This is a genomic window from Streptomyces sp. NPDC054872 (genome assembly GCF_053610705.1).
The window spans coordinates 1-21271 of record NZ_JBSGYY010000050.1 but is presented as its reverse complement, the minus strand read 5'-3'; the positions used below and the strand labels follow the sequence as shown (position 1 = coordinate 21271).

At 70.7% G+C, this 21271-nt stretch carries 19 protein-coding genes; 12 read left to right on the top strand and 7 right to left on the bottom strand.

The window, feature by feature from the left end:
- Nucleotides 1-65: 65 nt before the first annotated feature.
- From ACWGIH_RS38725 to ACWGIH_RS38715, 3 genes are all read left to right on the top strand, one after another.
- On the top strand, nucleotides 66-1790 hold the full coding sequence (locus ACWGIH_RS38725; RefSeq protein ID WP_453450574.1) for a serine/threonine-protein kinase: 1725 nt from the start codon (nucleotides 66-68) through the stop codon (nucleotides 1788-1790).
- 175 nt (nucleotides 1791-1965) lie between these two features.
- Nucleotides 1966-3582, top strand: coding sequence for a succinic semialdehyde dehydrogenase (locus tag ACWGIH_RS38720; RefSeq protein WP_453450572.1), 1617 nt, complete (start codon nucleotides 1966-1968; stop codon nucleotides 3580-3582).
- Nucleotides 3583-3665: 83 nt separating this feature from the next.
- Complete coding sequence (locus ACWGIH_RS38715) at nucleotides 3666-5510, top strand: GMC oxidoreductase (RefSeq protein WP_453450571.1); 1845 nt, start codon at nucleotides 3666-3668, stop codon at nucleotides 5508-5510.
- 124 nt (nucleotides 5511-5634) lie between these two features.
- Here the strand turns inward: ACWGIH_RS38715 and ACWGIH_RS38710 are convergent, their stop codons facing one another.
- A complete protein-coding gene (locus ACWGIH_RS38710; protein WP_453450570.1) occupies nucleotides 5635-6732 on the bottom strand; it encodes an LAETG motif-containing sortase-dependent surface protein in 1098 nt (365 codons plus the stop codon).
- Between the two features lie 184 nt (nucleotides 6733-6916).
- Between ACWGIH_RS38710 and ACWGIH_RS38705 the strand changes: the two genes are divergently transcribed.
- Nucleotides 6917-7330, top strand: coding sequence for a hypothetical protein (locus ACWGIH_RS38705; protein WP_453450569.1), 414 nt, complete (start codon nucleotides 6917-6919; stop codon nucleotides 7328-7330).
- Nucleotides 7331-7495: 165 nt separating this feature from the next.
- The gene (locus ACWGIH_RS38700; RefSeq protein ID WP_453450568.1) at nucleotides 7496-8242 is read left to right on the top strand and encodes a hypothetical protein; all 747 of its coding nucleotides are present in this window, start codon (nucleotides 7496-7498) and stop codon (nucleotides 8240-8242) included.
- 666 nt (nucleotides 8243-8908) lie between these two features.
- Here ACWGIH_RS38700 and ACWGIH_RS38695 read toward each other — a convergent pair.
- On the bottom strand, nucleotides 8909-9196 hold the full coding sequence (locus ACWGIH_RS38695) for a chorismate mutase (RefSeq protein WP_361389652.1): 288 nt from the start codon (nucleotides 9194-9196) through the stop codon (nucleotides 8909-8911).
- Between the two features lie 520 nt (nucleotides 9197-9716).
- Between ACWGIH_RS38695 and guaA the strand changes: the two genes are divergently transcribed.
- Nucleotides 9717-11303, top strand: coding sequence for a glutamine-hydrolyzing GMP synthase (guaA, locus tag ACWGIH_RS38690; RefSeq protein ID WP_453450567.1), 1587 nt, complete (start codon nucleotides 9717-9719; stop codon nucleotides 11301-11303).
- 95 nt (nucleotides 11304-11398) lie between these two features.
- Here the strand turns inward: guaA and ACWGIH_RS38685 are convergent, their stop codons facing one another.
- Nucleotides 11399-11878 carry a pyridoxamine 5'-phosphate oxidase family protein gene (locus tag ACWGIH_RS38685; RefSeq protein WP_453450566.1) on the bottom strand — a complete coding sequence of 160 codons (480 nt, stop codon included), beginning with the start codon at nucleotides 11876-11878 and terminating at the stop codon, nucleotides 11399-11401.
- Between the two features lie 163 nt (nucleotides 11879-12041).
- Between ACWGIH_RS38685 and ACWGIH_RS38680 the strand changes: the two genes are divergently transcribed.
- The 3 genes from ACWGIH_RS38680 (at nucleotide 12042) to ACWGIH_RS38670 (ending at nucleotide 14918) form a co-directional block, all read left to right on the top strand.
- Nucleotides 12042-12827 carry a class II aldolase/adducin family protein gene (locus ACWGIH_RS38680; RefSeq protein ID WP_453450565.1) on the top strand — a complete coding sequence of 262 codons (786 nt, stop codon included), beginning with the start codon at nucleotides 12042-12044 and terminating at the stop codon, nucleotides 12825-12827.
- Nucleotides 12828-12996: 169 nt separating this feature from the next.
- A complete protein-coding gene (locus ACWGIH_RS38675; protein ID WP_453450564.1) occupies nucleotides 12997-14262 on the top strand; it encodes a hypothetical protein in 1266 nt (421 codons plus the stop codon).
- Between the two features lie 131 nt (nucleotides 14263-14393).
- Nucleotides 14394-14918, top strand: coding sequence for a DoxX family protein (locus ACWGIH_RS38670; RefSeq protein ID WP_453450563.1), 525 nt, complete (start codon nucleotides 14394-14396; stop codon nucleotides 14916-14918).
- 16 nt (nucleotides 14919-14934) lie between these two features.
- Here the strand turns inward: ACWGIH_RS38670 and ACWGIH_RS38665 are convergent, their stop codons facing one another.
- Complete coding sequence (locus tag ACWGIH_RS38665; protein ID WP_453450562.1) at nucleotides 14935-15183, bottom strand: hypothetical protein; 249 nt, start codon at nucleotides 15181-15183, stop codon at nucleotides 14935-14937.
- Nucleotides 15170-16507 carry a PspC domain-containing protein gene (locus ACWGIH_RS38660; RefSeq protein WP_453450561.1) on the bottom strand — a complete coding sequence of 446 codons (1338 nt, stop codon included), beginning with the start codon at nucleotides 16505-16507 and terminating at the stop codon, nucleotides 15170-15172. The genes ACWGIH_RS38665 and ACWGIH_RS38660 overlap by 14 nt, the downstream gene beginning before the upstream one ends.
- A gap of 183 nt (nucleotides 16508-16690) precedes the next feature.
- Here ACWGIH_RS38660 and ACWGIH_RS38655 point away from each other — a divergent pair, with 183 nt between their 5' ends.
- Nucleotides 16691-17980, top strand: coding sequence for a PspC domain-containing protein (locus ACWGIH_RS38655; protein ID WP_453450560.1), 1290 nt, complete (start codon nucleotides 16691-16693; stop codon nucleotides 17978-17980).
- Nucleotides 17977-18768, top strand: a complete 792-nt coding sequence (locus ACWGIH_RS38650) for a LuxR C-terminal-related transcriptional regulator (protein ID WP_453450559.1) — start codon at nucleotides 17977-17979, stop codon at nucleotides 18766-18768. The genes ACWGIH_RS38655 and ACWGIH_RS38650 overlap by 4 nt, the downstream gene beginning before the upstream one ends.
- 36 nt (nucleotides 18769-18804) lie before the next feature.
- Here ACWGIH_RS38650 and ACWGIH_RS38645 read toward each other — a convergent pair whose 3' ends face one another.
- Complete coding sequence (locus ACWGIH_RS38645) at nucleotides 18805-19443, bottom strand: hypothetical protein (RefSeq protein ID WP_453450558.1); 639 nt, start codon at nucleotides 19441-19443, stop codon at nucleotides 18805-18807.
- Between the two features lie 54 nt (nucleotides 19444-19497).
- On the bottom strand, nucleotides 19498-20541 hold the full coding sequence (locus tag ACWGIH_RS38640) for an NlpC/P60 family protein (RefSeq protein WP_453450557.1): 1044 nt from the start codon (nucleotides 20539-20541) through the stop codon (nucleotides 19498-19500).
- A gap of 319 nt (nucleotides 20542-20860) precedes the next feature.
- Between ACWGIH_RS38640 and ACWGIH_RS38635 the strand changes: the two genes are divergently transcribed.
- Nucleotides 20861-21214 (top strand): hypothetical protein, encoded by a 354-nt coding sequence (locus ACWGIH_RS38635; RefSeq protein ID WP_363208776.1) that lies wholly within the window; start codon nucleotides 20861-20863, stop codon nucleotides 21212-21214.
- Nucleotides 21215-21271 lie beyond the last annotated feature (57 nt).

Sequence of the window (21271 nt, the reverse complement as noted above, 5' to 3'; positions counted from 1 at the left end):
CACCCCTGTCACAAGTCGGTGACCCGAGTGGTACCCGGGGGCATCGGCAAGGTAGTCATGTGGGCATGAGTAATGACGGGGGAGCCTCTTACGGCCCGTACGAACCAACCAGTTACGGACTGCAGCCGCCGCAGCAGCCCCCGTCGCAGCAGCAGACCGCGCGGCACCCCGCGGGGCAGCAGCACCCGGCAGCGCCGCAGCAGCCCGGCGCGCCGACGCCGCCCCCGTCGCCGTACGCCCAGCCCACCCAGGCGGTGCCGAACCAGCCGTCCGAGCCGGACCCGGGCGCCGGCCGGCTGATCGCGGGCCGCTACCGCCTCCTTTCCAAGCTCGGCCACGGCGGCATGGGTACGGTCTGGCGCGCGAAGGACGAGACGGTGGACCGCGAGGTCGCCGTCAAGGAACCCCGTATCCCCGACCACCTGCCCGAGCGCGAGCGTGCCAACGTGTTCGAGCGGATGCGGCGCGAGGCGCGCGCCGCGGCCCGCCTCGACCACCCGGCCGTGGTCAACGTCCACGACGTGGCGGTGGAGGACGGCCAGCCGTGGATCGTCATGGAGCTGGTGCAGGGCCGCTCGCTCGGCGCCGCGCTCCAGGAGGGCACCCTGGGCGCCCGCGACGCCGCCCGCATCGGTCTTGAGGTGCTCGGCGCTCTGGACGCCGCCCACCAAGCGGGCATCCTGCACCGTGACGTCAAGCCGGACAACGTGATGCTGGGTCAGCACGACCGCGTCGTCCTCACCGACTTCGGCATCGCCCAGATCGAGGGCGAGACCAACCTGACGGACACCGGAGGCTTCGTCGGTTCGCCCGAGTTCATCGCCCCGGAGCGGGTGCTCGGCCAGCGCCCTGGACCGGCGTCGGACCTCTGGTCGCTCGGCGTGGTCCTCTACGCGGCGACGGAGGGCGTATCGCCGTTCCGCCGCAACAACACCCCCGCGACGCTGCAGTCCGTCCTGAACGCGACGCCCGCGGCGCCGGCTTCGGCCTCTGGCCCGCTGGCCCAGGCGATCAACGGCCTCCTGGTCAAGGACCCCGGCCGGCGGCCGCGCGCCGCGCAGGTCCGCGCCCTCCTGGAGGAAGCGGCGAAGCCGCCGGAGGTGGCGCCGACGCGGGTCGTCCAGGTCGGCGGGGGCGGTGGTGCCTCGGGCGGCAAGGGCGTCACCCTCGGCCGGAAGTCCCTGATCAGCATCGGCGCGGTGGTCGTCGCGGCGGCCGTGGCGGCGTACCTGGTGATCGCCGACCCGTTCGCGGGGCCGTTGCCCGACGGCTGGAAGGAGCAGCGGGCGAAGGAGCTCGGCGCGACGGTGGCCGTCCCCGCGGGGTACGTGAAGTCGGAACCGGACGCCGACGCGGACGAGAAGGAGCACTGGGTCAGGTACACCGACCCGAGCGGCAGCGTGTGGGTCAATCTGAACCTCGACAAGGGCTCGGAGGACGACTCGAACAACATCTCCGACTCCGCCGGCTCCGAGATGTACGAGGACAACGGCGAGTTCAAGGAGTCCGGCAGCTACGGCCTCGACATGGCCTCCGACCCCGCTCCCAAGAGCACCCCGAAGGACGAGGTCAAGTACAAGGAGAAGGAGGCCGCGGAGAACACGGTCGTCTACACCACCACGGACACCGAGAACCCGCGCCCCCGCGAGCTCAAGGCCTTCTACTACAAGACCTCGTCCGGCGACATGTACAAGTTGATGATCGGCTACCCCGGCAAGGGCGACTTCACCGAGCGCGGCCGCGAGGTCGCGAGGACCGCGATCGCGAACCTGGAGATCGACAAGCTCTGATCCGGGCACCTGATGACGGGGGACGTGCCAATTCACCGTCCCCCGTTGATCAACTCGCACTAAGCCCCTGATCAGGCGCTTTACCGCCAGTGAACGCTGGCATGGTGTGTGTGCCCGGTGAAAGCTGATTACCGACGGGTACCCAAAACCCTGACCTGGGCCTACGCTCACCCCCATGACGGACTCGCAGGCCACCGCAGCGCCCCTCGGCACGAACCCGACAGCCACCGCCCCGGATGGTGCGCGCACCGCCGCCGACGTGGTGACTCCCGAGCTCATCGCGCAGCTCACCCGCGACGTGATCGGTTCGGGCCGGACCGCCAACCACACGCCGTTCACCGGCGAGAAGCTGGCCGACCTGCCCGAGTCCACCCCCGAGGACGTGGCCACCGCCTTCGAGCGCGCCCGGGTCGCCCAGATCTCCTGGGAGCGCACGCCGGTCCGCCAGCGCGCCGCGGTCCTGCTCCGCTTCCACGACCTGGTCCTGCAGCGCCAGGCCGAGGTCCTCGACCTCATCCAGCTGGAGACCGGCAAGGCCCGGCTGCACGCGCACGAGGAGCTGCAGGCCGTCGCCGTCGCCGCCCGGCACTACGGCCGCAAGGCTCCCGCGTATCTGAACCCCAAGCGCCACACCGGTGTCGTACCGACCCTCACGAAGGTCACCGAGAACCGGCAGCCGCGCGGTGTGGTCGGCCAGATCGCGCCCTGGAACTACCCCCTCGAGCTCTCCATCGGCGACGCCCTCCCCGCTCTCGTCGCGGGCAACGCGCTTGTGATGAAGCCCGACACGGAGACCTGCCTGACCGCACTGTGGGCCCGCGACCTCATCATCGAGGCCGGTCTGCCCGCCGAGGTCTTCCAGGTGGTCCTGGGTGAGGGCCCTGTCATCGGCCCCGAGATCGTCAGGCACGCCGACTACGTCTCCTTCACCGGCTCCACCCGCGTCGGCCGCGAGGTCGCCCAGGGCGCCGCCGGCCGACTCGTCGGCGTCTCGCTCGAACTCGGCGGCAAGAACGCCATGCTGGTCCTGCACGACGCCGACATCGACAAGGCGGCGGCGGGCGCGGTGCGCGCCTGCTTCTCGTCGGCGGGCCAGCTGTGCATCTCCATCGAGCGGCTGTACGTCCACGAGTCGATCGCGGACGAGTTCGTGGAGCGCTTCGCCACGCGGACGAAGGCGATGCGGCTCGGCCGCTCCCTCGCGTACGGCGCGGAGATGGGCTCGCTGGTCGGCGAGCGGCAGATGGAGACCACCAAGCGGCACGTGGACGAGGCGGTCGCCAAGGGCGCGACGGTGCTCGCGGGCGGCGTCGCCCGTCCCGACATCGGCCCGTACTTCTTCGAGCCGACGATCCTGGACGGCGTCGAGGCCCCGATGGCGGTCTGCGGCGAGGAGACCTTCGGCCCGGTCGTCTCCATCTACCGCTTCACCGACGAGAACGAAGCGGTCGACCTGGCCAACTCCACGTCGTACGGACTGAATTCCTCGGTCTGGACGAAGGACGGCAGCCGTGGCCGCAAGATAGCCGCCCGCCTGCGCACCGGCACCGTCAACGTCAACGAGGGCTTCGCGCCCGCCTACGGCAGCGTGCAGTCCCCGATGGGCGGCATGAAGGACTCGGGCCTCGGCCGCCGCCACGGCTCCGAGGGCATCCTGAAGTACACCGAGGCACAGACCGTCGCGCACCAGCGTCTGATGCCGCTCGCGCCGTCCTTCGGCATGGACGACGAGAAGTACGCGGCGTTCATGAGCCTGAGTCTGAAGGTCATGAAGTCCCTGCGCCTGCGCTAGGCCGGGCGCCGAGCCCGGGTCCCCACGGGGCCCGGGTCCGCAAAAGCCTTTCTCTAGGGGTTAGTTCTCAACGAGGAGAGTCGATGTCACAGGAGAGCTCTGTCCAGAAACAGCCGGACAGCGAGGCGGGTGGATACGGCAGGGACGGCGAAGCGTCGTACGACTACGACGTCATCGTCGTCGGGTCCGGCTTCGGCGGCTCCGTGTCCGCCCTGCGGCTGACGGAGAAGGGCTACCGCGTCGGCGTGCTCGAAGCGGGGCGCCGCTTCACCCGGGAGACGCTTCCGAAGAACTCCTGGGACCTCAAGAACTACCTCTGGGCACCGGCCCTCGGTCTGTACGGCATCCAGCGCATCCATCTGCTCGGCAACGTGATGGTGCTCGCCGGGGCGGGCGTCGGCGGAGGTTCGCTGAACTACGCGAACACGCTCTACGTGCCCCCCGCGCCGTTCTTCAACGACCCGCAGTGGAAGGACATCACGGACTGGCAGGAGGAGCTCAACCCCTACTACGAGCAGGCCAAGCGCATGCTCGGGGTGCGGCTCAACCCGACCACGACGCCCTCCGACATCCACCTGAAGGCGACCGCCCAGGCCATGGGAGTGGGCGACAGCTTCCACATGGCGCCGGTCGGCGTCTTCTTCGGCGACGAGCAGGACGCCTCAGGTACTTCAACGGCCCGGCCCGGCGAGGAAGTTCCCGATCCGTACTTCGGGGGCGCCGGCCCCTCCCGCAAGGCGTGCAGCGAATGCGGCGAATGCATGACGGGCTGCCGGCACGGCGCGAAGAACACCCTCAACGAGAACTACCTCTACCTGGCCGAGAAGGCGGGTGCCGTCATCCACCCGATGACGTCCGTCGTCACCGTCACCGAGGACTCGCGCGGCGGCTTCGCCGTGGCGACCCTGCCCACGGACGCCAGGCGCAAGGGCAAGGGGCGTACGTTCACTGCGCGCCAGGTCGTCGTCGCGGCGGGCACCTACGGCACGCAGACGCTCCTGCACCGCATGAAGGACACCGGTCTGCTTCCGCGCGTATCGGACAGGCTCGGCGCGCTCACCCGCACCAACTCCGAGGCCCTGGTCGGCTCGCAGACCACCGACCGCCGCTACCGCAAGCAGCACGGCGTCGAGAAGGTGGACTTCACCAAGGGCGTCGCGATCACCTCGTCGATCCACCCGAACGCCACCACGCACATCGAGCCGGTCCGCTACGGCAAGAAGTCCAACGCGATGGGCGGCATGACGATCCTCCAGGTGCCGTACAGCATCAAGGGCGGCAAGGCGCGCGTGACCGGCTGGGTCGGCAACGTCGTCAAGCACCCCTGGCTGATGGTGCGCTCGCTCTCCAACCGGCGCTGGTCGGAGCGGACCATCATCGGCCTCGTCATGCAGACGCTCGACAACTCCCTGACCACGTACCGCAAGGAGAAGGGCATCGGCAAGGGCCTGCTGACCGCGCGGCAGGGCCACGGCGCGCCCAACCCGACGCAGATCCCCGAGGCGACCGAGGCCGCGTCGCTGCTCGCCAAGGAGATCAACGGCTTCGCGGGGTCGAACGTCGGCGAGCTGATGGGCACCCCGCTGACCGCGCACTTCCTGGGCGGCTGCCCGATCGGCGACTCGGCCGACTCCGGGGTCATCGACCCCTACCACCGCCTCTACGGCCACCCCGGCATCTCGGTCGTCGACGGCGCCGCGGTCTCCGCGAACCTGGGCGTGAACCCGTCCCTGACGATCACCGCGCAGGCCGAGCGCGCGATGTCGTTCTGGCCCAACAAGGGCGCCGAGGACACGCGTCCCGCACAGGGCGCCAAGTACGTGCGTCTCGCCGCCGTCGAGCCGAAGTCACCGGCGGTACCGGCGGACGCGTTCGGCGCGCTGAAGCTGCCCTTCCTGGGGATGCCCGCGGTGCCGGCCAAGAAGTAGCCGGGGGCCACCGCCACCGCGTATCGCCTACGGCCCCGGGTACGCGAAAGGACCTGCACCCCCCTCCGAGCGCAGGTCCTTTCGCGTGCTTCAGTGCCGCTGAGCGGCGTGCCGATACCGGTGCTTACGCGGTGGCGTCGGCCTTCTTGCGGCGGACGACGAAGACGGCGCCCGCACCGGCGATGACGGCGACACCGCCGACGAGGCCGATGGTCGGCAGCATGGAGCTGGAGCCGGTCTCGGCGAGGTTGCCGGTGACCGGGATCTCCTTGGCGCCGCCCGTGGGCGTCTTGCCACCGGCGGGCGTCTTGCCGCCCTTGTTCTCGTCGGCCTCGCCCGGGTTCTCGTTCTCGCTGCCGGCCTTCAGGACCGTGAACTCGTAGAAGGAGAACGCGTTGCGCACGCAGTTCTCTTCGGAGTCCAGGTAACCGCCGAGGCCGAGCGCGTAGCCGTCGCCGGCCGGGGCCTTGGCGCTGACGTTGAGGCGCAGCTTGATGTCGACCTTCTCCTTGGCACCCAGCGGGGTGGAGCCGAAGTAGAAGCCGCCCGAGACCTCGTCCGTGATGGACTCCCAGGCCTTGGAGTCGGGGTTGAAGTACTGGATCTGCGCGTAGTTGGCGAGCCAGTCCTTCTCGTTCTCGCTCTCGGTGTAGTTGTCCACCATGGCGAGCCACTGGACCTCACCGAGGTCCTGGTCGCTCGGGTTGGAGGCGGTCAGCTTGAACTGGTGCCAGCCGCTGCCCGCGACGATCTTGCCGGGCAGGCCCGAGAGCCCGATCTCCAGCTTCGAGTCGGCGTCCTCGCCGTCCTCGTCGACCGGGCAGTCCGTGGGCTCCTCGGTCGGCTCCTCGGTGGGCTTCTCGCTCTCGGCCGGAGGAGTGGTCTCGGCCGGCGGGGTCGTCGTCTCGGCCGGAGGCGTGGTCTCGGCCGGAGGAGTCGTCTCGGCGGGCGGCGTGGTCTCGGCCGGCGGGGTCGTCTCGGCCGGCGGCGTCTCGGACGCGGGGGCCGACGTGCTCGGCGGCGGAGTCGTGGCGTCGTCGGTCGCGAAGGCGGCAGGGGCCGACAGCAGCGCGATCGGGGCTATGGCAGCGGTCGCGGCCGCGGCGGCCATGACACGGCGAAGCTTCATGAAGACCTCAGTGAGTCCGGCGTACCACCGGGCGGGCGGTACGGAGGTGGAGGCCTCCGCGGTGGGGACGCGGGTGTGGCCGTTGTTACGCATGCATGACCTGCGTCGCCTGTGAATGGTTGTCCTCGAACTCACAGAATTCTTATGTGGCGTGGATCACATGGCTTGTGTGTCCGTTGCCGGGTGCCGTAGAAATTCCTCCGCTCGACGGTGATCCACGGTGATGGCCGGGGCGAGGGGAAGCGGCAGGCAAGTGGCAGGCAGCAGAGGGGGCGGCGTGGGGAACCAAGGCGAAAGACCGGACCGGATACCGGACCACATACCGGACGACGTATGGGAGCGGTTCGAGCGCGACAGTCTGCGCGACATCCGCACCTCGGCGCCGAAGGAGCCGTCCGCGCGGGCACGCATGGTGGCCGAACGGCTGCGGCGCCTCGACGAGGAGGCGGCGCGGCGACAGGCGGCGGAATCCCGGGCGCTTGGCCGTCGGCGCAGGAAGCGCAAGGCGGCGCGGGGGGAGGGCACCGCCGGGGCGTGGCGGCCGGACGAGTGGCGTGCCGCGCCGACCGGGCCGCGGCGCGGCGCGCGTTCGGAGCGCAGCCGCCGGGTGTGGAGCGTGGTGATCGTGGTGGGCTGCATGGCGCTGGCGATCGTGTTCCTGAGCCCGTTCCGGTTCTGGATCTGGCAGTAGCGGGGACTGGGCCATAAGAGTGCTCGCGGCCGGGGAGGGGAACCGCTCGTAACGATCTTCCGTCGTAGGAGGCGTGCGGGTGACTCCGCATGAGCGGGTGACTCCGCACGATGCGTACGAAAGTGGGGGAGCGGGAACGTGAAGTCAGCTGTGTCGCGTGGCGTGGTGGCTGTTTCGACCGTGGCGGTGCTCGGCCTGGCGGTGGCGTGCAGCGGTGGCGACGGCGACGGCAAGGACGAGAAGCCCGGACGGGCGGACACGGCCTCCGCCTCGGCCTCGGCGAAGCTGGAGAAGGCGGCCCTCGCCTCGGGCGACGTGAAGAAGTACAAGGTCGAGCCCGGTCCGGGAGCGGCCAAGGACAAGGCGCGGCCGTCGGCGGGGCGCGTGAACCCGGCCGAGTGCCGCCCGCTCGCCGAGATGCTCACGGCTGCCGCCCCGGCGAAGTCGAAGGCGCAGGTCAGCCGCACGCTGAGCAGCCGCGACGTCGCGGACACCACGACGACCGAGGTCGTGCTCCTCGCGTACGGACAGGCCGACGCCGAGCAGACGATGGACACCTTGCGCACGGCGACGAGGTCGAAGAAGTGCGCCACGTTCGGGGACGGCGGCCGCCGCTACATCGGTGTCAGGCCGCAGCCCGGGCCGGTCGATGGCGACGAGGCCGTCTCGTACAAGCTCGCGAGCCGGACCGGTGAGTTCCTGCACAGGGACCGCGTCACCGTCGTACGCAGTGGCTCGACGCTGATCGCCTTCCGAGCCTCGAACATCTTCGACCCGCGGTCGGCCCGTTCCGACGAGGAGGGCGAGGCCGCCGGGCTGCCCGAGAAGTTCCGTGACGGGGTGACGGGGGACCCGAAGGTGGCCGACGCGATCATCGACGCACAGCTCACGAAGCTGGCCCGGGTGAAGTAGAAGCGGCGGCAGCGGGCGAAAGACCGCAAAGCTAAGGGCCCCGCGGGACGGAACCGCGGGGCCCTTGGCCGTCAGCACCGACGTCAGGGCAGCGTCGGTGCCACGAAGCGGCGCCGGGGGAGTGCGCCGCGGGCCTGAGATGCGCCGGTGGCCTACCCGGCGCACGAGGGGCGCACGAGTGGTCTCGACCAATGGCAATGAAGTTGTGCAGTACCGCGCGCGCGGCCTGCTTGCTACGCATCGTGGTGGATGCGCCGCGACCCGCGCAACCAGTTCGACATGATCCGGACGAACAGGGACACCTGGGTCTGCGTACGGGGACGTTGGGGTCTGAAAGCTGGGGGACCGGGGACGGCTGGGGGACGCGACCGGGGACCTCGGGGACGAGGCCGGTCGGCTTCGGGCGTCCCCGAAGCCGACCGTTCCCTGGGTGACCGGGCTGCTGTCCCCTGCCGTCCGGTCACGTCTCTGGAGCGAGGTCCCACGGCGCACACGAGGTGTACGCCTCATCGCTCCAGCGGAGCCACGCGTGGTTTTTCCGTGCCCGCCCCTGGCTGGCACGGACATCGGGACCAACGAAGTCCCTCCGGGCCTGGTCACGCGCCGTACGGGTGAGAGCGGACCCGAACTCAGATCCGGTGGCTCCGGGCTTGCGCCGTGAGGGGCTCAGACCCGGCCCCTGCACAGTTCGAGGAGCGTCATCGCGAGGGAGGTGCCGGGCTTGCCGAGCGCGTCCCTGTAATGGCCGAGGACCTCCATCTCGCGCGAGAGGTTCACGCGACGGCCGCCCGATCCGATCCGGGCCTCCTGGATGACGGCCGAGACGGCCATCCGTTCCTGTACGAGACCGATGATGCGGTCGTCGAGTGCGTCGATGCGGTCGCGTGCGCCCTCGATCACGTCGGCGGCCTCGGGGGTGCGGGCGCCGGTCTTGTCGGTCGTGGCGATGGTCATCTGGGGCTCCTTGTCAGTGCGGATCGCTCGTGCGGTTCGCTTGTGCGGTTCGCTTGTGCGGATCGCGGTGGAGTGCCCCGGAGCGGCAAGGCCCGGAAATGACAGAACGCCCCGGGCCTTGTCGGCCCGGGGCGCCTGGGAAGTCGCTTGTCAGTGGATCAAGCAGCTCGACCATGGCAGCCGGCGGGCCGGTTGCCATAGGTAAAGAGGAAGCTGAGGTGCTTGGTCACGGGCCCAGTATGCCCCCACGCGCGCGTGCCCGGTCAACATGGGCTCCGGCGCGGCCCGGATACTGAGACGCCTTCCCCGGGGCCCCGGCAGCCTGGTCGGCACCCCGCGTGAGGGACCGGGCTCCGTCGGCTCGGGGGACCGGGCTCCGTCGGCTCGGGGGACCGGGCTCCGTCGGATGCGACGAAGGGGGTGTCCGCGGGCCCGTTAGAATCGACAAAACAGACCCCCTGCTCACGCACGAGCCCCAGCTCACGCTCAAGCTCACGCTCAACGCCGGAAGGCCGCCGCCGTGCCATCAGCGTCCCCCGCTGCCGCCGCCCCCGACACCGTTCTGGTCGTCGACTTCGGAGCGCAGTACGCCCAGCTCATCGCCCGCCGCGTCCGCGAGGCCCGGGTGTTCAGCGAGATCGTGCCGAGCACCATGCCGGTCGCCGAGATGCTCGCCAAGAACCCCGCCGCGATCATCCTCTCCGGCGGCCCCTCGTCGGTGTACGCGGACGAGGCGCCGCGCCTGGACCGCGCGATCTTCGAGGCCGGAGTCCCCGTCTTCGGCATGTGCTACGGCTTCCAGCTGATGGCGATCACCCTCGGCGGCACCGTCGACAACTCGGGCGCGCGGGAGTACGGGCGCACGCCCCTGGCCGTCTCCAAGCCCGGCTCGACGCTCTTCGAGGGCACCCCCTCCGAGCAGCCCGTGTGGATGTCGCACGGCGACGCGTGCAGCGCGGCGCCCGAGGGCTTCACCGTCACCGCGTCCACGGACGTCGTGCCGGTCGCGGCCTTCGAGAACGACGAGAAGAAGCTGTACGGCGTGCAGTACCACCCCGAGGTGATGCACTCCACGCACGGCCAGCAGGTCCTTGAGCACTTCCTCTACCGGGGCGCGGGCCTGAAGCCCGACTGGACCACCGGCAACATCGTCGAGGAGCAGCTCACCGCGATCCGCGAGCAGGTCGGCAACAAGCGCGCGATCTGCGGCCTCTCCGGAGGCGTCGACTCCGCCGTGGCCGCCGCCCTCGTGCAGAAGGCCATCGGTTCGCAGCTGACCTGCGTGTACGTCGACCACGGTCTGATGCGCAAGGGCGAGACCGAGCAGGTCGAGAAGGACTTCGTCGCGGCCACGGGCGTGCAGCTCAAGGTCGTCGACGCGCAGGAGCGCTTCCTGAGCGCGCTGGCCGGGGTCTCCGACCCCGAGCAGAAGCGGAAGATCATCGGTCGCGAGTTCATCCGCGTCTTCGAGCAGGCCCAGGCGGAGATCGTCGCCGAGGCGCCGGGTGACCAGCCCGTCGAGTTCCTGGTCCAGGGCACGCTCTACCCCGACGTCGTGGAGTCCGGCGGCGGCACCGGCACCGCGAACATCAAGTCCCACCACAACGTGGGCGGCCTCCCCGAGGACCTCGAGTTCCAGCTCATCGAGCCGCTGCGACAGCTCTTCAAGGACGAGGTGCGGATGGTCGGGCAGGAGCTCGGTCTGCCGGACGAGATCGTCCAGCGCCAGCCCTTCCCGGGCCCCGGCCTCGGCATCCGCATCGTCGGCGATGTCACCAAGGAGCGCCTGGACCTGCTCCGCGAGGCCGACGCCATCGCCCGCGAGGAGCTGACGGCGGCCGGGCTCGACCGCCAGATCTGGCAGTGCCCCGTGGTGCTGCTCGCGGACGTGCGCAGCGTGGGCGTGCAGGGCGACGGCCGGACGTACGGCCACCCGATCGTGCTGCGTCCCGTCTCCTCCGAGGACGCCATGACCGCCGACTGGTCGCGCCTTCCGTACGAGGTCCTCGCGAAGATCTCGACGCGCATCACGAACGAGGTCGCCGACGTCAACCGCGTCGTCCTCGACGTGACGAGCAAGCCGCCGGGCACCATCGAGTGGGAGTAGTCCCCACGGCCTGACCGGACCCTGTCCAGGCTCGGCCGAGGTCTGAACGCCGGTACCGCCGTCCTGCTTCCAGGGGCGGCGGCACCGGCGTTCTCTCATGTCCGCCTGGTCGTCCGCGCCGGCCCGCCCGGCTTCCACACCTGCACCGCCAGATACTTCTCGTCCTCGATGTACGTCCGGACCACCTCCGTGAGCTCCGTACGGAAGAGATGGAACGCGGACGGGTCCGGCGGGTCCACCTCGCCCACATACCGCGCGATGACCTCGGGATCCCGCACCTCGACGGCACGCCCGGAGATCCGGATGTCGCCGCCTGCCATCTCCGTGCCCGGCCCCGGGTTCGCCTGGACGGAGAAGCGCGGATCGCGGCGCAGGTCGAGCGCCTTCAACGAGTCCGGCATCATGCCCAGCCACAACTCGCCGTGCAGGAAACGGACTTCGAGTCCGGTGGTGCGCGGTGATCCGTCCTTGCGGAGCGTGGCGAGGACGTGGTGCGTGAACAGGCCGAATCGCTCTTCGGCGGTCCGCGCGAAGGTGGGTTCCGCAGCGCTGAAGGCTGCCCAGTTCGTCGTCATACGGCGAGTGTCCCGGCGATACCCGACACCTTCTGTCCGGCATGACCCGCCGATGTCCGCCCGGCCTCGCGCCCCGATTGCGCACTCTCTTCACAGGGAGCCCCTGTCTTCCTGCGCTGACCGGCGGTAACTTCCGCTCCGTACAGCCAGGGATGGAGGACACATGCAGGCGCCCACACCGATACCCGTCGAGCGGTTGCAGTTCGCGATGCCGCCGGTGCACGACTCGTTGGCGGACGAACGGCGCCACCGCAAGGAACGGCTCGCCGGGGCACTGCGGATCTTCGGGCGGCTCGGATACGAGGACGGAGTGTCCGGGCACATCACGGCGCGGGACCCGGAGCACGAGGACTGTTTCTGGGTGAACCCCTTCGGGATGCCCTTCAAGCACATCACCGTGGGCGATCTGGTCCTCGCCAACGCGGAGGGGCAGGTCGTCGAGGGGCGCCACCACGTCAATCAGGCTGCCTTCACCGTGCACGCGCAGGCGCACCTGGCGCGGCCCGACGTCGTCGCCGTCGCGCACTGCCACTCGCTGCACGGCCGCGCCCTGTCCACACTCGGCGAACTCCTCGACCCGATCACCCAGGAGTCCTGCGCCTTCTACGAGAGCCATGCGCTGTACGACGGCTACACGGGCGTCGTCGTGGACTCGGACGAGGGCCGGCGGATCGCCTCCGCGCTCGGCGGCCACAAAGCCGTCATCCTGCGCAACCACGGGCTGCTCACCGTCGGCGACTCCGTCGACGCCGCTGCCTGGTGGTTCCTCACGATGGAACGCTCCTGCCAGGTCCAGCTGACCGCACGCGCCGCGGGCCGCCCGATCCTCATCGGCCACAAGCAGGCGGTGGCAACCCGCGAGCAGCTCGGCAGTGATCTCGTGGCGTGGATCAACTACCAGTCCCTGTGGCAGGACATCAGTCGCAGCGAACCGGACTTGCTGGCCTGATCCTGTTCCCGAGGCGTCTACTCCCGCCGTCAACATGCGTACGACCGAATCACCCTCGCTGACCTGACCCGAGGAAGCTGATCGTCTCCTAGTACGGCACAATCCCCTTTCATCGCAAGGAAGTTCACGTTTCGGTGTTCGAACCAGGGTGGGGAAGGCGGCGTACGCGGTGGCGGTGCAGGAGGCGCGCGACGGCGCACACGGGGGCGGTTGCACATGTGGCGACTGCCCGCACGGCGCGCGCGAGGGGCATCGGCGTGCCGTGGCGGCATTCCTCGCCAAGCGCGACGAGCTGGCGGCGGGACAGGGGCTGCCCGCGGCGGTCGCCCACTCGGCGGGCGCTTCCCGGCAGTGGGTGTCGGACGAGCTGACCCAGTCGGCCAACGCCCTCGCCGAGCGCGGCAGGACCGAGGGCCAGGCCTGGCTCGGCCACCTCTGGCGCCGCACGGCCGCCGTGGTCTGGGTGGGCGTGGGCGTCCTGCTCCTGGTCCAGGCGCTCACCGCGATCGGCACCGGGTGGACCCTGGCCCGGACCGCCGGGGTGCTCGCGGCCGCGGTCGTCGCCGCTCTGCTGACCGGCGCCGCATACGTACATCGAGCGCGTGGCGGCATCATCGCCCCACTGATCGGTGAGGACAACCGGCTCTCCACCTCCCGTGCCGTGGCCGCCTGTTGGGTCCTCCTCCTCGTCTTCGCCGTGCTCGTCCTCGTCGGTGAACTCGCCGGGGCGTCGGGCCACCGGGAGCGGGACGAGCTGATCGCCGGGCTCGACCTCGCCCGCGCCGCCGGAGCCGTGACCGTCCTCGCCGTGGCCTGCGGGGTCGCCGTGCTCGTACGCCGTGTGGTCGGTCTGCGCGTCCTCGGCCAGCGGCTGCAGAAGGTGCCCGCCGACCGGCCTCGGGCCGCCGATCTGCTCACCGACGACGCGGGCCGCGGCAGCTTCGCGGACGCCCAGTACGTCCTGGTCAGCGCCGTCGCCATGATCTTCGCCGCCGTACGCCTCGCGCGCCGTCCCGAGCAGCTGCCCGACCTGCCGTGGGGTCTCGCCGTCCTGGTCCTGGTGTCGGCGGCGACATACCTCGCGGGCAAGTACGCCGAGGGCGGCCGGCCCATGATCCTCTCCGTGGTGCGCGCCCGGGAGGCGGGCGATCTCGACGCCCCCATCCGCACGGGTGACGACATCGAGATCCGCGGCGCCGGTTTCGTGCCCCCGGGCGGGCAGACCGCCGATCGTCTCGCCCGGATGGTCGTCCGCATCGGGACCGTGCACGTCCACGTGCCGCTCGTCCCCGTGCCGGGCGGGTTCACCAACCCGACCGACGCTTCCCTGACCGTCCCCGTCCCGGTCGACGTGGAGCCCGGGCGCGTCGACGTCCAGGTGATCACGGCCGCGGGCGTGGAGACGAACCGCTGCACGATCGACGTAACGGACTGAGCGCCACCGCCCGGCGTCGGACCGGGCATCGCGAATTCGGTGCAAGCCACTGAGCAGCGCCCCCTCTTCGTACGTATCGTCAGATGACGGGTCAATGGGCGAGGCGGGTCACGGGAGAGGCGGCGAGAGCGATGGCACATGGCATGCGCACCGACAGCCACACCAGCTACGTCAGAAGCAGCGGCTGGCGGGAGAGCGCCTCCCGCTACGCCCTGCTGCCGCTCCGGATCTTCCTCGGTGTCACGTTCATCTACGCGGGTCTGGACAAGCTCACCGACAGCGCCTTCATGTCCGCCAGCGGTGACGGCTCCATCGGCCAGCAGATGGAGAGCGTCCGCGACATCTCCGCCATCCCCGAACTCGTCGACCTCGCCCTCAAGAGCCCCCTCGGCTTCGGCTACGCCATCGCCCTCGGTGAACTGGCCGTCGGCATCGGCACCCTCGTCGGTCTGTTCGCCCGGATCGCCGCGCTCGGCGGAGCGCTGATCTCGCTCAGCCTCTGGCTGACCATGAGCTGGTCCACCGAGCCCTACTACTACGGAAACGACCTGATCTACCTGATGGCCTGGCTCCCGCTGATCCTCGCGGGGGCGTCCGCCTTGTCGGTCGACTCGCTGCTCGCGGAACGCCGCAGGCACGCCAGAGGACTCGGCTGACAGTCGGCGGGGACGGCTAGGCGCCCGTGGCTCCGTCGGTCCCGCGGTCCGCCGTGCGGGGCGTGCGGTCCGTGGGCCGGCCGCGTATGCCGTACGACACCGCTGCCGCCGCGCCGCCGAGGAGCAGACCCGCCAGCAGGAGCGGGAATGCCAGGAACCACGGGGTGTCCCATATGCCGCCCGCGTCGCCCGCGTAGGCGATGGCCGCTATCAGCAGGAACAGGCCGAGGACGAGCTTGCCGGGATGGAACTCATGGCGTAGCACGGGTCACCTCCACCTGTCCGATGCCCACTTCGACGTGCAGTTCGAGCGTGCCGCCGTCCTTGCTGCCCGCGACCGGATCCAGCGTCACCGACTTCTCCTTGCCCGGAGCTATGTCCACGTCCCGCTTGCCGTCGTCCGGCAACTGGATGTCGCCGACGCCCACTTCGATGTCGAGTTTCACCGTGCTGCCCTTCGGCACGATCACCTTCAGCTGACCGGCTCCCACCTCGGCACCGGTGCTCAGGGTCTGTCCCTTGCCGGGGGCGGCCCGGGTCAGGTCGAGCGTGCCTATGCCTGTCCCCAGCTCGTACTGCGGCTGGACCTGTCCTGCCGCGGTCGGTGTCCATTCGGTCTCCGCCCAGGTGGTGCTGATGTCCTTGGGCAGTGCGGCCGAGCCCGCGAGCAGTCCCGCCGTGATCACCGCGAGGATGATCGAGCCCACGCCGGTGCGTCCGAGGAAGGCGCTGAGGGCGATGCCTGCGCCGAACACCGCGAGCGCGAGGGCGAGGCCGGTCTGCAGGCTGGTGCCGAGCGGCTGCTCCTCCCAGGTGAGGCCGGTGCCGAGGCCTCCGGCCAGCAGCGCTCCCAGGAAGACCAAGCCGCCGATCCAGCGGGGACCTCGGGGCTTGGGCTGCGGAGGCGCCTCTGGAGCCTGCTGCCGCGGCTGCCCGTGCGGCGGGTCGGGCTGATAGTGGACGGCCACGCCCTCGGGCCCCCAGAAATAGCCCGAGATCCCGTCATGCGTGCCGTCCTTGATGATCGGGTCCCGCCACCACGAGGGGGCGCCGGCCACCGGCGGTGCCTTCGCCTCGGGCGGCGCGTCCGCCACGGCCTGCGCCGCCACCGGGTCGGGGTCGGTCGTGCCGCGCTGCTGCGACCAGTACCCCGCGCCCGCGAGGAGCAGCGCGAGGACGGCCGCGAAGGTGAGCGCACCGCCGTTGTTCAGCAGGGAGAGGAAGACGCCGCAGCCGACGAGCGCGAAGAGCACGGCCGTCAGCGCTTGACCGTCCACCCGGCCGGAGAGGAGCCTGCGCGCCTCGTTCTCCTCCTCGTCCTCGTAAGGGACGAACAGCCATGCGAAGCCGTAGAAGACAAGGCCGAGCCCGCTGGTGAGAGAGAGAAGCGCGAGCCCGATCCGGAAGATCACCGGATCCATGTCGCAGTGCTGACCGAGCCCCGCGCACACGCCGCCCAGCCTCTTGTGCCGGCGGTCGCGGCGGAAGGCCATCACGACCATCGGCCCGCCCGGCTCCTGCGCCGTGGCGACATGAGGATCGCGCGGTGCGGCCTGCGGGCCCGACCCGGCGGGCTGCTCGTCTGTCATGTGTCCATGGTGACGGGCCGGAGGCCGCCGCGGCAGTCGGGACAACCCTGGCCGAACCCTGAGATCACCCCTGACACACCCCTGCCCCGACCTCCGCGGCCTGCCGTCCGGGTCGGAGATCAGGGACGTCTCGGGGGTCGACCCTGATGCCCGCGTCCGCGTACGCGTGTGAATATCGGAGACATGCCGGAAGCCGCAGCAGTATCCATCGAAGACGAGCGGCCGCTGCGAAAGCTCTATCGCAGCGGTGACGGCCGTTGGCTCGGCGGTGTCGCGCGCGGCCTCGCCGGTCACCTCGGTCTTCCCGTCATCTGGGTGCGGCTGATCTTCGTCGGACTGTTCACGGCGGACGGCCTCGGCGGCCTGTTGTACGCGGCGTTCTGGTTCTTCGTGCCGCTGGGCGTCGGCGGGGTCGACGCGATGCGCCCGCCTTCGGCCGTGACCGCCGAGACGGCACCCGACGGACGCCGCAGACTCGTGGCCCGCAAGCCGGACAAGGGCCAGCTCGTCGCGCTGCTCGCGATGGTCGTCGTCGCCATGGTCTTCGTCGGGAACGTGGACCTGGGAAGCTCCACCAAGGCCTACCTCTGGCCGACCCTGCTCGTCGCCGCCGGTGTCGCCCTGGTCTGGCGGCAGGCCGACAACGCCCGCCGGGCCCGCTGGATGGCGGTCGGCCGCCGCAGGCGCACCCTGACCATCGCCCGCGCGGCGGCCGGAGTGCTGCTGGTCGGCGCCGGTGTCTCCGGCATCGTCGTGCTCCAGGGCTCCACCTCGCACCTCAGCTCCGTGCTGCAGGCCGCGCTCGCGGTGCTCGTCGGGGTCGCGCTGCTCGCCGGCCCCTATCTCGTGCGCATGATGCAGGACCTCTCCGAGGAGCGGCTGATGCGTATCCGCGCCCAGGAGCGGGCGGAGGTCGCCGCCCATGTGCACGACTCGGTGCTGCACACCCTGACCCTGATCCAACGCAACGCCGAGAACGCCTCAGAGGTGCGCCGCCTGGCCCGTGCCCAGGAGCGTGACCTGCGCCAATGGCTCTACAAACCGGAAGGCACGGGCAAGGACGAGGCGGACGAGCCCGACACCCTCGCCGAGGCGGTCCGGCGCAACGCCGCGGAGGTGGAGGACAAGCACGGTGTCCCCATCGAGGTCGTCATAGTCGGGGACTGCCCGCTGGACGACCGGGTTTCGGCGCAGATGCAGGCCGCGCGGGAAGCAATGGTGAACGCCGCCAAGTACGGTGGCGAGGGCGGCGCGGTGCAGGTCTTCGCCGAAGTCGAGGGGGAGACGGTGTTCGTGTCCGTCCGGGACCGTGGCCCCGGCTTCGATCTGGATTCCGTGCCGGACGACCGCATGGGCGTACGAGAATCGATCATCGGCCGTATGCAGCGCAACGGCGGCACGGCGCGGCTGCGCGCGGTGCCGGGGGGCGGCACGGAAGTCGAGCTGGAGATGGAGAGGACGGCGACGACATGAGCGACGCGAGCGAGCCCGTGGGGCCCAGGGGCGGAACAGAGGGTGCGGTCGAGTCGGCTCAGCCCGCCGAAACGACGGCCGACGCGCCCGAAGCGACCGGTGCCGCCGCGGGCGATGCCCCGGAGGGCCGCCGCGCGCGCGTCGTCCTCGTCGACGACCACCGGATGTTCCGCACGGGCGTCCAGGCGGAGATCGGCAGGACCGCGATCACCGGCGTCGAGGTGGTCGGAGAGGCCGCGGACGTCGACCAGGCGGTCACGGTGATCACGACGACGCGCCCCGAGGTCGTGCTCCTGGACGTGCACCTGCCGGGCGGCGGTGGCGTCGAAGTGCTGCGCCGCTGCGCGCCGTTGATGTCCGACGCCGAGAGCCCCGTGCGGTTCCTCGCGCTCTCCGTCTCGGACGCCGCGGAGGATGTCATCGGAGTCATCCGCGGCGGCGCCCGCGGCTATGTCACCAAGACGATCACCGGTACCGACCTGGTCGACTCCATCTTCCGGGTGCAGGACGGCGACGCGGTGTTCTCGCCGCGCCTGGCCGGGTTCGTCCTCGACGCTTTCGCATCGACCGACGCGCCCCCGGTCGACGAGGACCTGGACCGCCTCACCCAGCGTGAGCGGGAGGTGCTGCGGCTCATCGCGCGCGGGTACGCGTACAAGGAGATCGCCAAGCAGCTGTTCATCTCCGTGAAGACGGTCGAGTCGCACGTCTCGGCGGTGCTGAGGAAGCTCCAGCTGTCCAACCGGCACGAGCTGACGCGGTGGGCGACGGCGCGGCGGCTGGTCTGACCCACGGGCCGGCCCCGGCCGACGGCCCGGCCCGGCTCAGCGGTGCGCGCCGCTCGCCATCGGGGCGGGGCCCAACTTCCGTATCGCCCAGCGGTAGTGGCCCACCGCCTTGGTGATGCCGATGAGGCCCGTCAGCCACACGATGAGGCCCGCTCCCATGCCGAGCACGACGTCGCTGTACGAGTCCCTGCCGGGCTCGGCGTAGGCGGCGGCCGCGAACGACGCCCACAGGCCGAGCGCGCACACGGTGAGGGACGAGAGGAGCCAGCAGAGGCTGAGTCCGGGTGAGCGCAGAGCGGAGTCCGACGCCGGGTGGCTGTCCAACGCCAGCCAGCTGTCGGTGAGTTCACGGAGCCTGCGGTCGTTGCGGATGCCGATGGCGACCCCCACGACCGAGGGCGCGATGGCCCCGAGGCCCAGGACCGCGCAGAGCGGGCCCATCACGAAGGCCATCGGATCGTGGTCCTCGATCATTTCGAGCGGCACCGCCAGGAGTGCCCAGCCGATGACGCAGCCGAGTGCCATCAGCCAGAGCAGCAGGAGGCGGTGCACGCCGAGGCTTCGTCGGCGCAGGTCTTCCAGGGCCATGCCGCGGTCGCACAGCAGCGCGTTCCGGTCCGGCCAGGTGCGCAGATGGGCAGGTGGCGGAGGGGGCGGCAGCGTACGGCGGGGCATGGCCCTGACAGTACCCGCGGGCCCGCACGGTCCCTCCGGCCGCCCTGGAGCCCCTCACGCCACGCGCGTCGCCCCCGCGAACGGCATCTGGCTGATCGGTGCGAGGCGGACCGGCGCGCTCGGATTCGGGGCGTGGATCATCTGGCCGTTGCCCACGTAGAGGCCCACATGGCTGATGCCCTGGTAGAAGAAGACCAGGTCGCCCGGCTGGAGTTGGGAGCGCGGGACGCGCTCGCCCGTGGCGATCTGCGCGTACGTCGTGCGCGGCAGGCCGACACCTGCCGAACGGTAGGCGGCCTGGGTGAGCCCCGAGCAGTCGAAGGCGTCGGGTCCCGTGGCTCCCCACACATAGGGGCTGCCAAGGGCCTTGTAGGCGTACGAGACGGCCGCCGAGGCGCGGGCGTTGGGCGCCTTGCCCGGGGCGCCCCGGAGGCCGTCACGGCCCGCGTCACGGGATGCCCTGTCCTCGCCCGCGAGCTCCGCGCGCTGGTCGGCGGTGAGCTGTGACAGGAGCCGCTTGGCCGCGCCGAGCTTTCCGTTGACCGTCTTCTTGTGCTTCTTCAGCTCCGCCTGGCGGGACTTGAGGTGCGCGAGGGTGCCGTCGGCCTCGGTGCGCAGTTGGTCGATCTCCCGGAGCTGCTTCCGCACGCCGTTGACGGCCGCAGCCTGGCGGCTGTCCGCGCGGTCGGCGATCGCGGCGCGCTCGAGGTACTCGTCGGGGTCGGAGGAGAGCGCGAGCTGGACGGCGGGATCGATGCCTCCGCTGCGGTACTGCGCGGCTGCGATCGAACCGAGCCCTTCGCGCGCCGAGTTGAGCTTCTCCGTCTTGCGGGCCGCCTCGTCACGCAGCTCGCCCAGGGACTTCTCGGCGCCCTCGGCCTTCTCCTTGGCTCCGTTGTACTTCTCGGTGGCGATCTCGGCCTCGCGGTAGAGCGCGTCGACCTTGGACTTCACCTCGGCCGGGCTGAGCCGTGGATCCGCGTGCCCGGTGCCGTCGAAGGCGGTGGCTGTGGCGGCTCCCGCGAGGGCGATGGTGGCGGCGGTACGGGCCGTATGGCCACTGAGCGAGCGCTGTCTCGGCTTGCGGTGCGCTGCCACGAAGGGAGCTCCTTAAGGTTCCGGCGACGGCCCGCACAGGGGGAGCGGACCGCCGCCGGATTCTCGGCGGTGGTGGCCGACAGCCGCCCCGGGTCCGGGCGGCGGTGGGGAGCCGGTCACCTGACGAAGGACGCTAAACCTGGCCATCACGCGTTGGTGACGGATTGTGCGCAACTGACGCAAGTGTGGCGTCCGGTGACCCCAAGTGACTGCGCGTCCCGCCGGACGGGAGCCCTTCGGAGGCGCGCGTGACCGATGCGGCGCTCTGGGCCCACCTGGCTACGGAGGGGTGATATGGCCCCGGTTAGGCTCCGGGACCATGGACGTTCTCACCCATCTCTTCGTCGGCCTGCACATCATCGGCATCGCCTCCCTCCTGGGCGGCTTCCTCACCCAGATGAAGCAGATGGGCCAGGGCACGGCCCGCTTCAACCCCGCGATGCTGCACGGCGCGCTCACGATGCTCGTCACGGGCGTGATCCTGGTGGGGCTCAACCAGGCGGACGACAACCCCGTCAACAACGTCAAGATCGGCATCAAGATGGCCGTCCTGATCGTGATCCTCGCGCTGGTCTACGTGAAACGGGACGACGAGAAGGTGGACAAGGGGATGTTCGGCGCCGTCGGCCTGCTGACCGTCGCGAACATCTTCATCGCGGTGCTGTGGACCTGAGTTCGCAGATCCGACCGGCCCGCTACGCGCGCGTGGCCCGCATCCCCCCGGGAATGC

Bases quoted from the DNA above. Each gene is read 5' to 3' on its own strand.
- ACWGIH_RS38725 (WP_453450574.1), top strand. From the start codon at position 66: ATGAGTAATGACGGGGGAGCCTCTTACGGCCCGTACGAACCAACCAGT.
- ACWGIH_RS38715 (WP_453450571.1), top strand. From the start codon at position 3,666: ATGTCACAGGAGAGCTCTGTCCAGAAACAGCCGGACAGCGAGGCGGGT.
- ACWGIH_RS38650 (WP_453450559.1), top strand. From the start codon at position 17,977: ATGAGCGACGCGAGCGAGCCCGTGGGGCCCAGGGGCGGAACAGAGGGT.
- ACWGIH_RS38685 (WP_453450566.1), bottom strand. From the start codon at position 11,878: ATGACGACGAACTGGGCAGCCTTCAGCGCTGCGGAACCCACCTTCGCG.
- ACWGIH_RS38645 (WP_453450558.1), bottom strand. From the start codon at position 19,443: ATGCCCCGCCGTACGCTGCCGCCCCCTCCGCCACCTGCCCATCTGCGC.
- ACWGIH_RS38720 (WP_453450572.1), top strand. From the start codon at position 1,966: ATGACGGACTCGCAGGCCACCGCAGCGCCCCTCGGCACGAACCCGACA.
- ACWGIH_RS38655 (WP_453450560.1), top strand. From the start codon at position 16,691: ATGCCGGAAGCCGCAGCAGTATCCATCGAAGACGAGCGGCCGCTGCGA.
- ACWGIH_RS38680 (WP_453450565.1), top strand. From the start codon at position 12,042: ATGCAGGCGCCCACACCGATACCCGTCGAGCGGTTGCAGTTCGCGATG.
- ACWGIH_RS38710 (WP_453450570.1), bottom strand. From the start codon at position 6,732: ATGCGTAACAACGGCCACACCCGCGTCCCCACCGCGGAGGCCTCCACC.
- ACWGIH_RS38660 (WP_453450561.1), bottom strand. From the start codon at position 16,507: ATGACAGACGAGCAGCCCGCCGGGTCGGGCCCGCAGGCCGCACCGCGC.
- ACWGIH_RS38670 (WP_453450563.1), top strand. From the start codon at position 14,394: ATGGCACATGGCATGCGCACCGACAGCCACACCAGCTACGTCAGAAGC.
- ACWGIH_RS38695 (WP_361389652.1), bottom strand. From the start codon at position 9,196: ATGACCATCGCCACGACCGACAAGACCGGCGCCCGCACCCCCGAGGCC.
- ACWGIH_RS38635 (WP_363208776.1), top strand. From the start codon at position 20,861: ATGGACGTTCTCACCCATCTCTTCGTCGGCCTGCACATCATCGGCATC.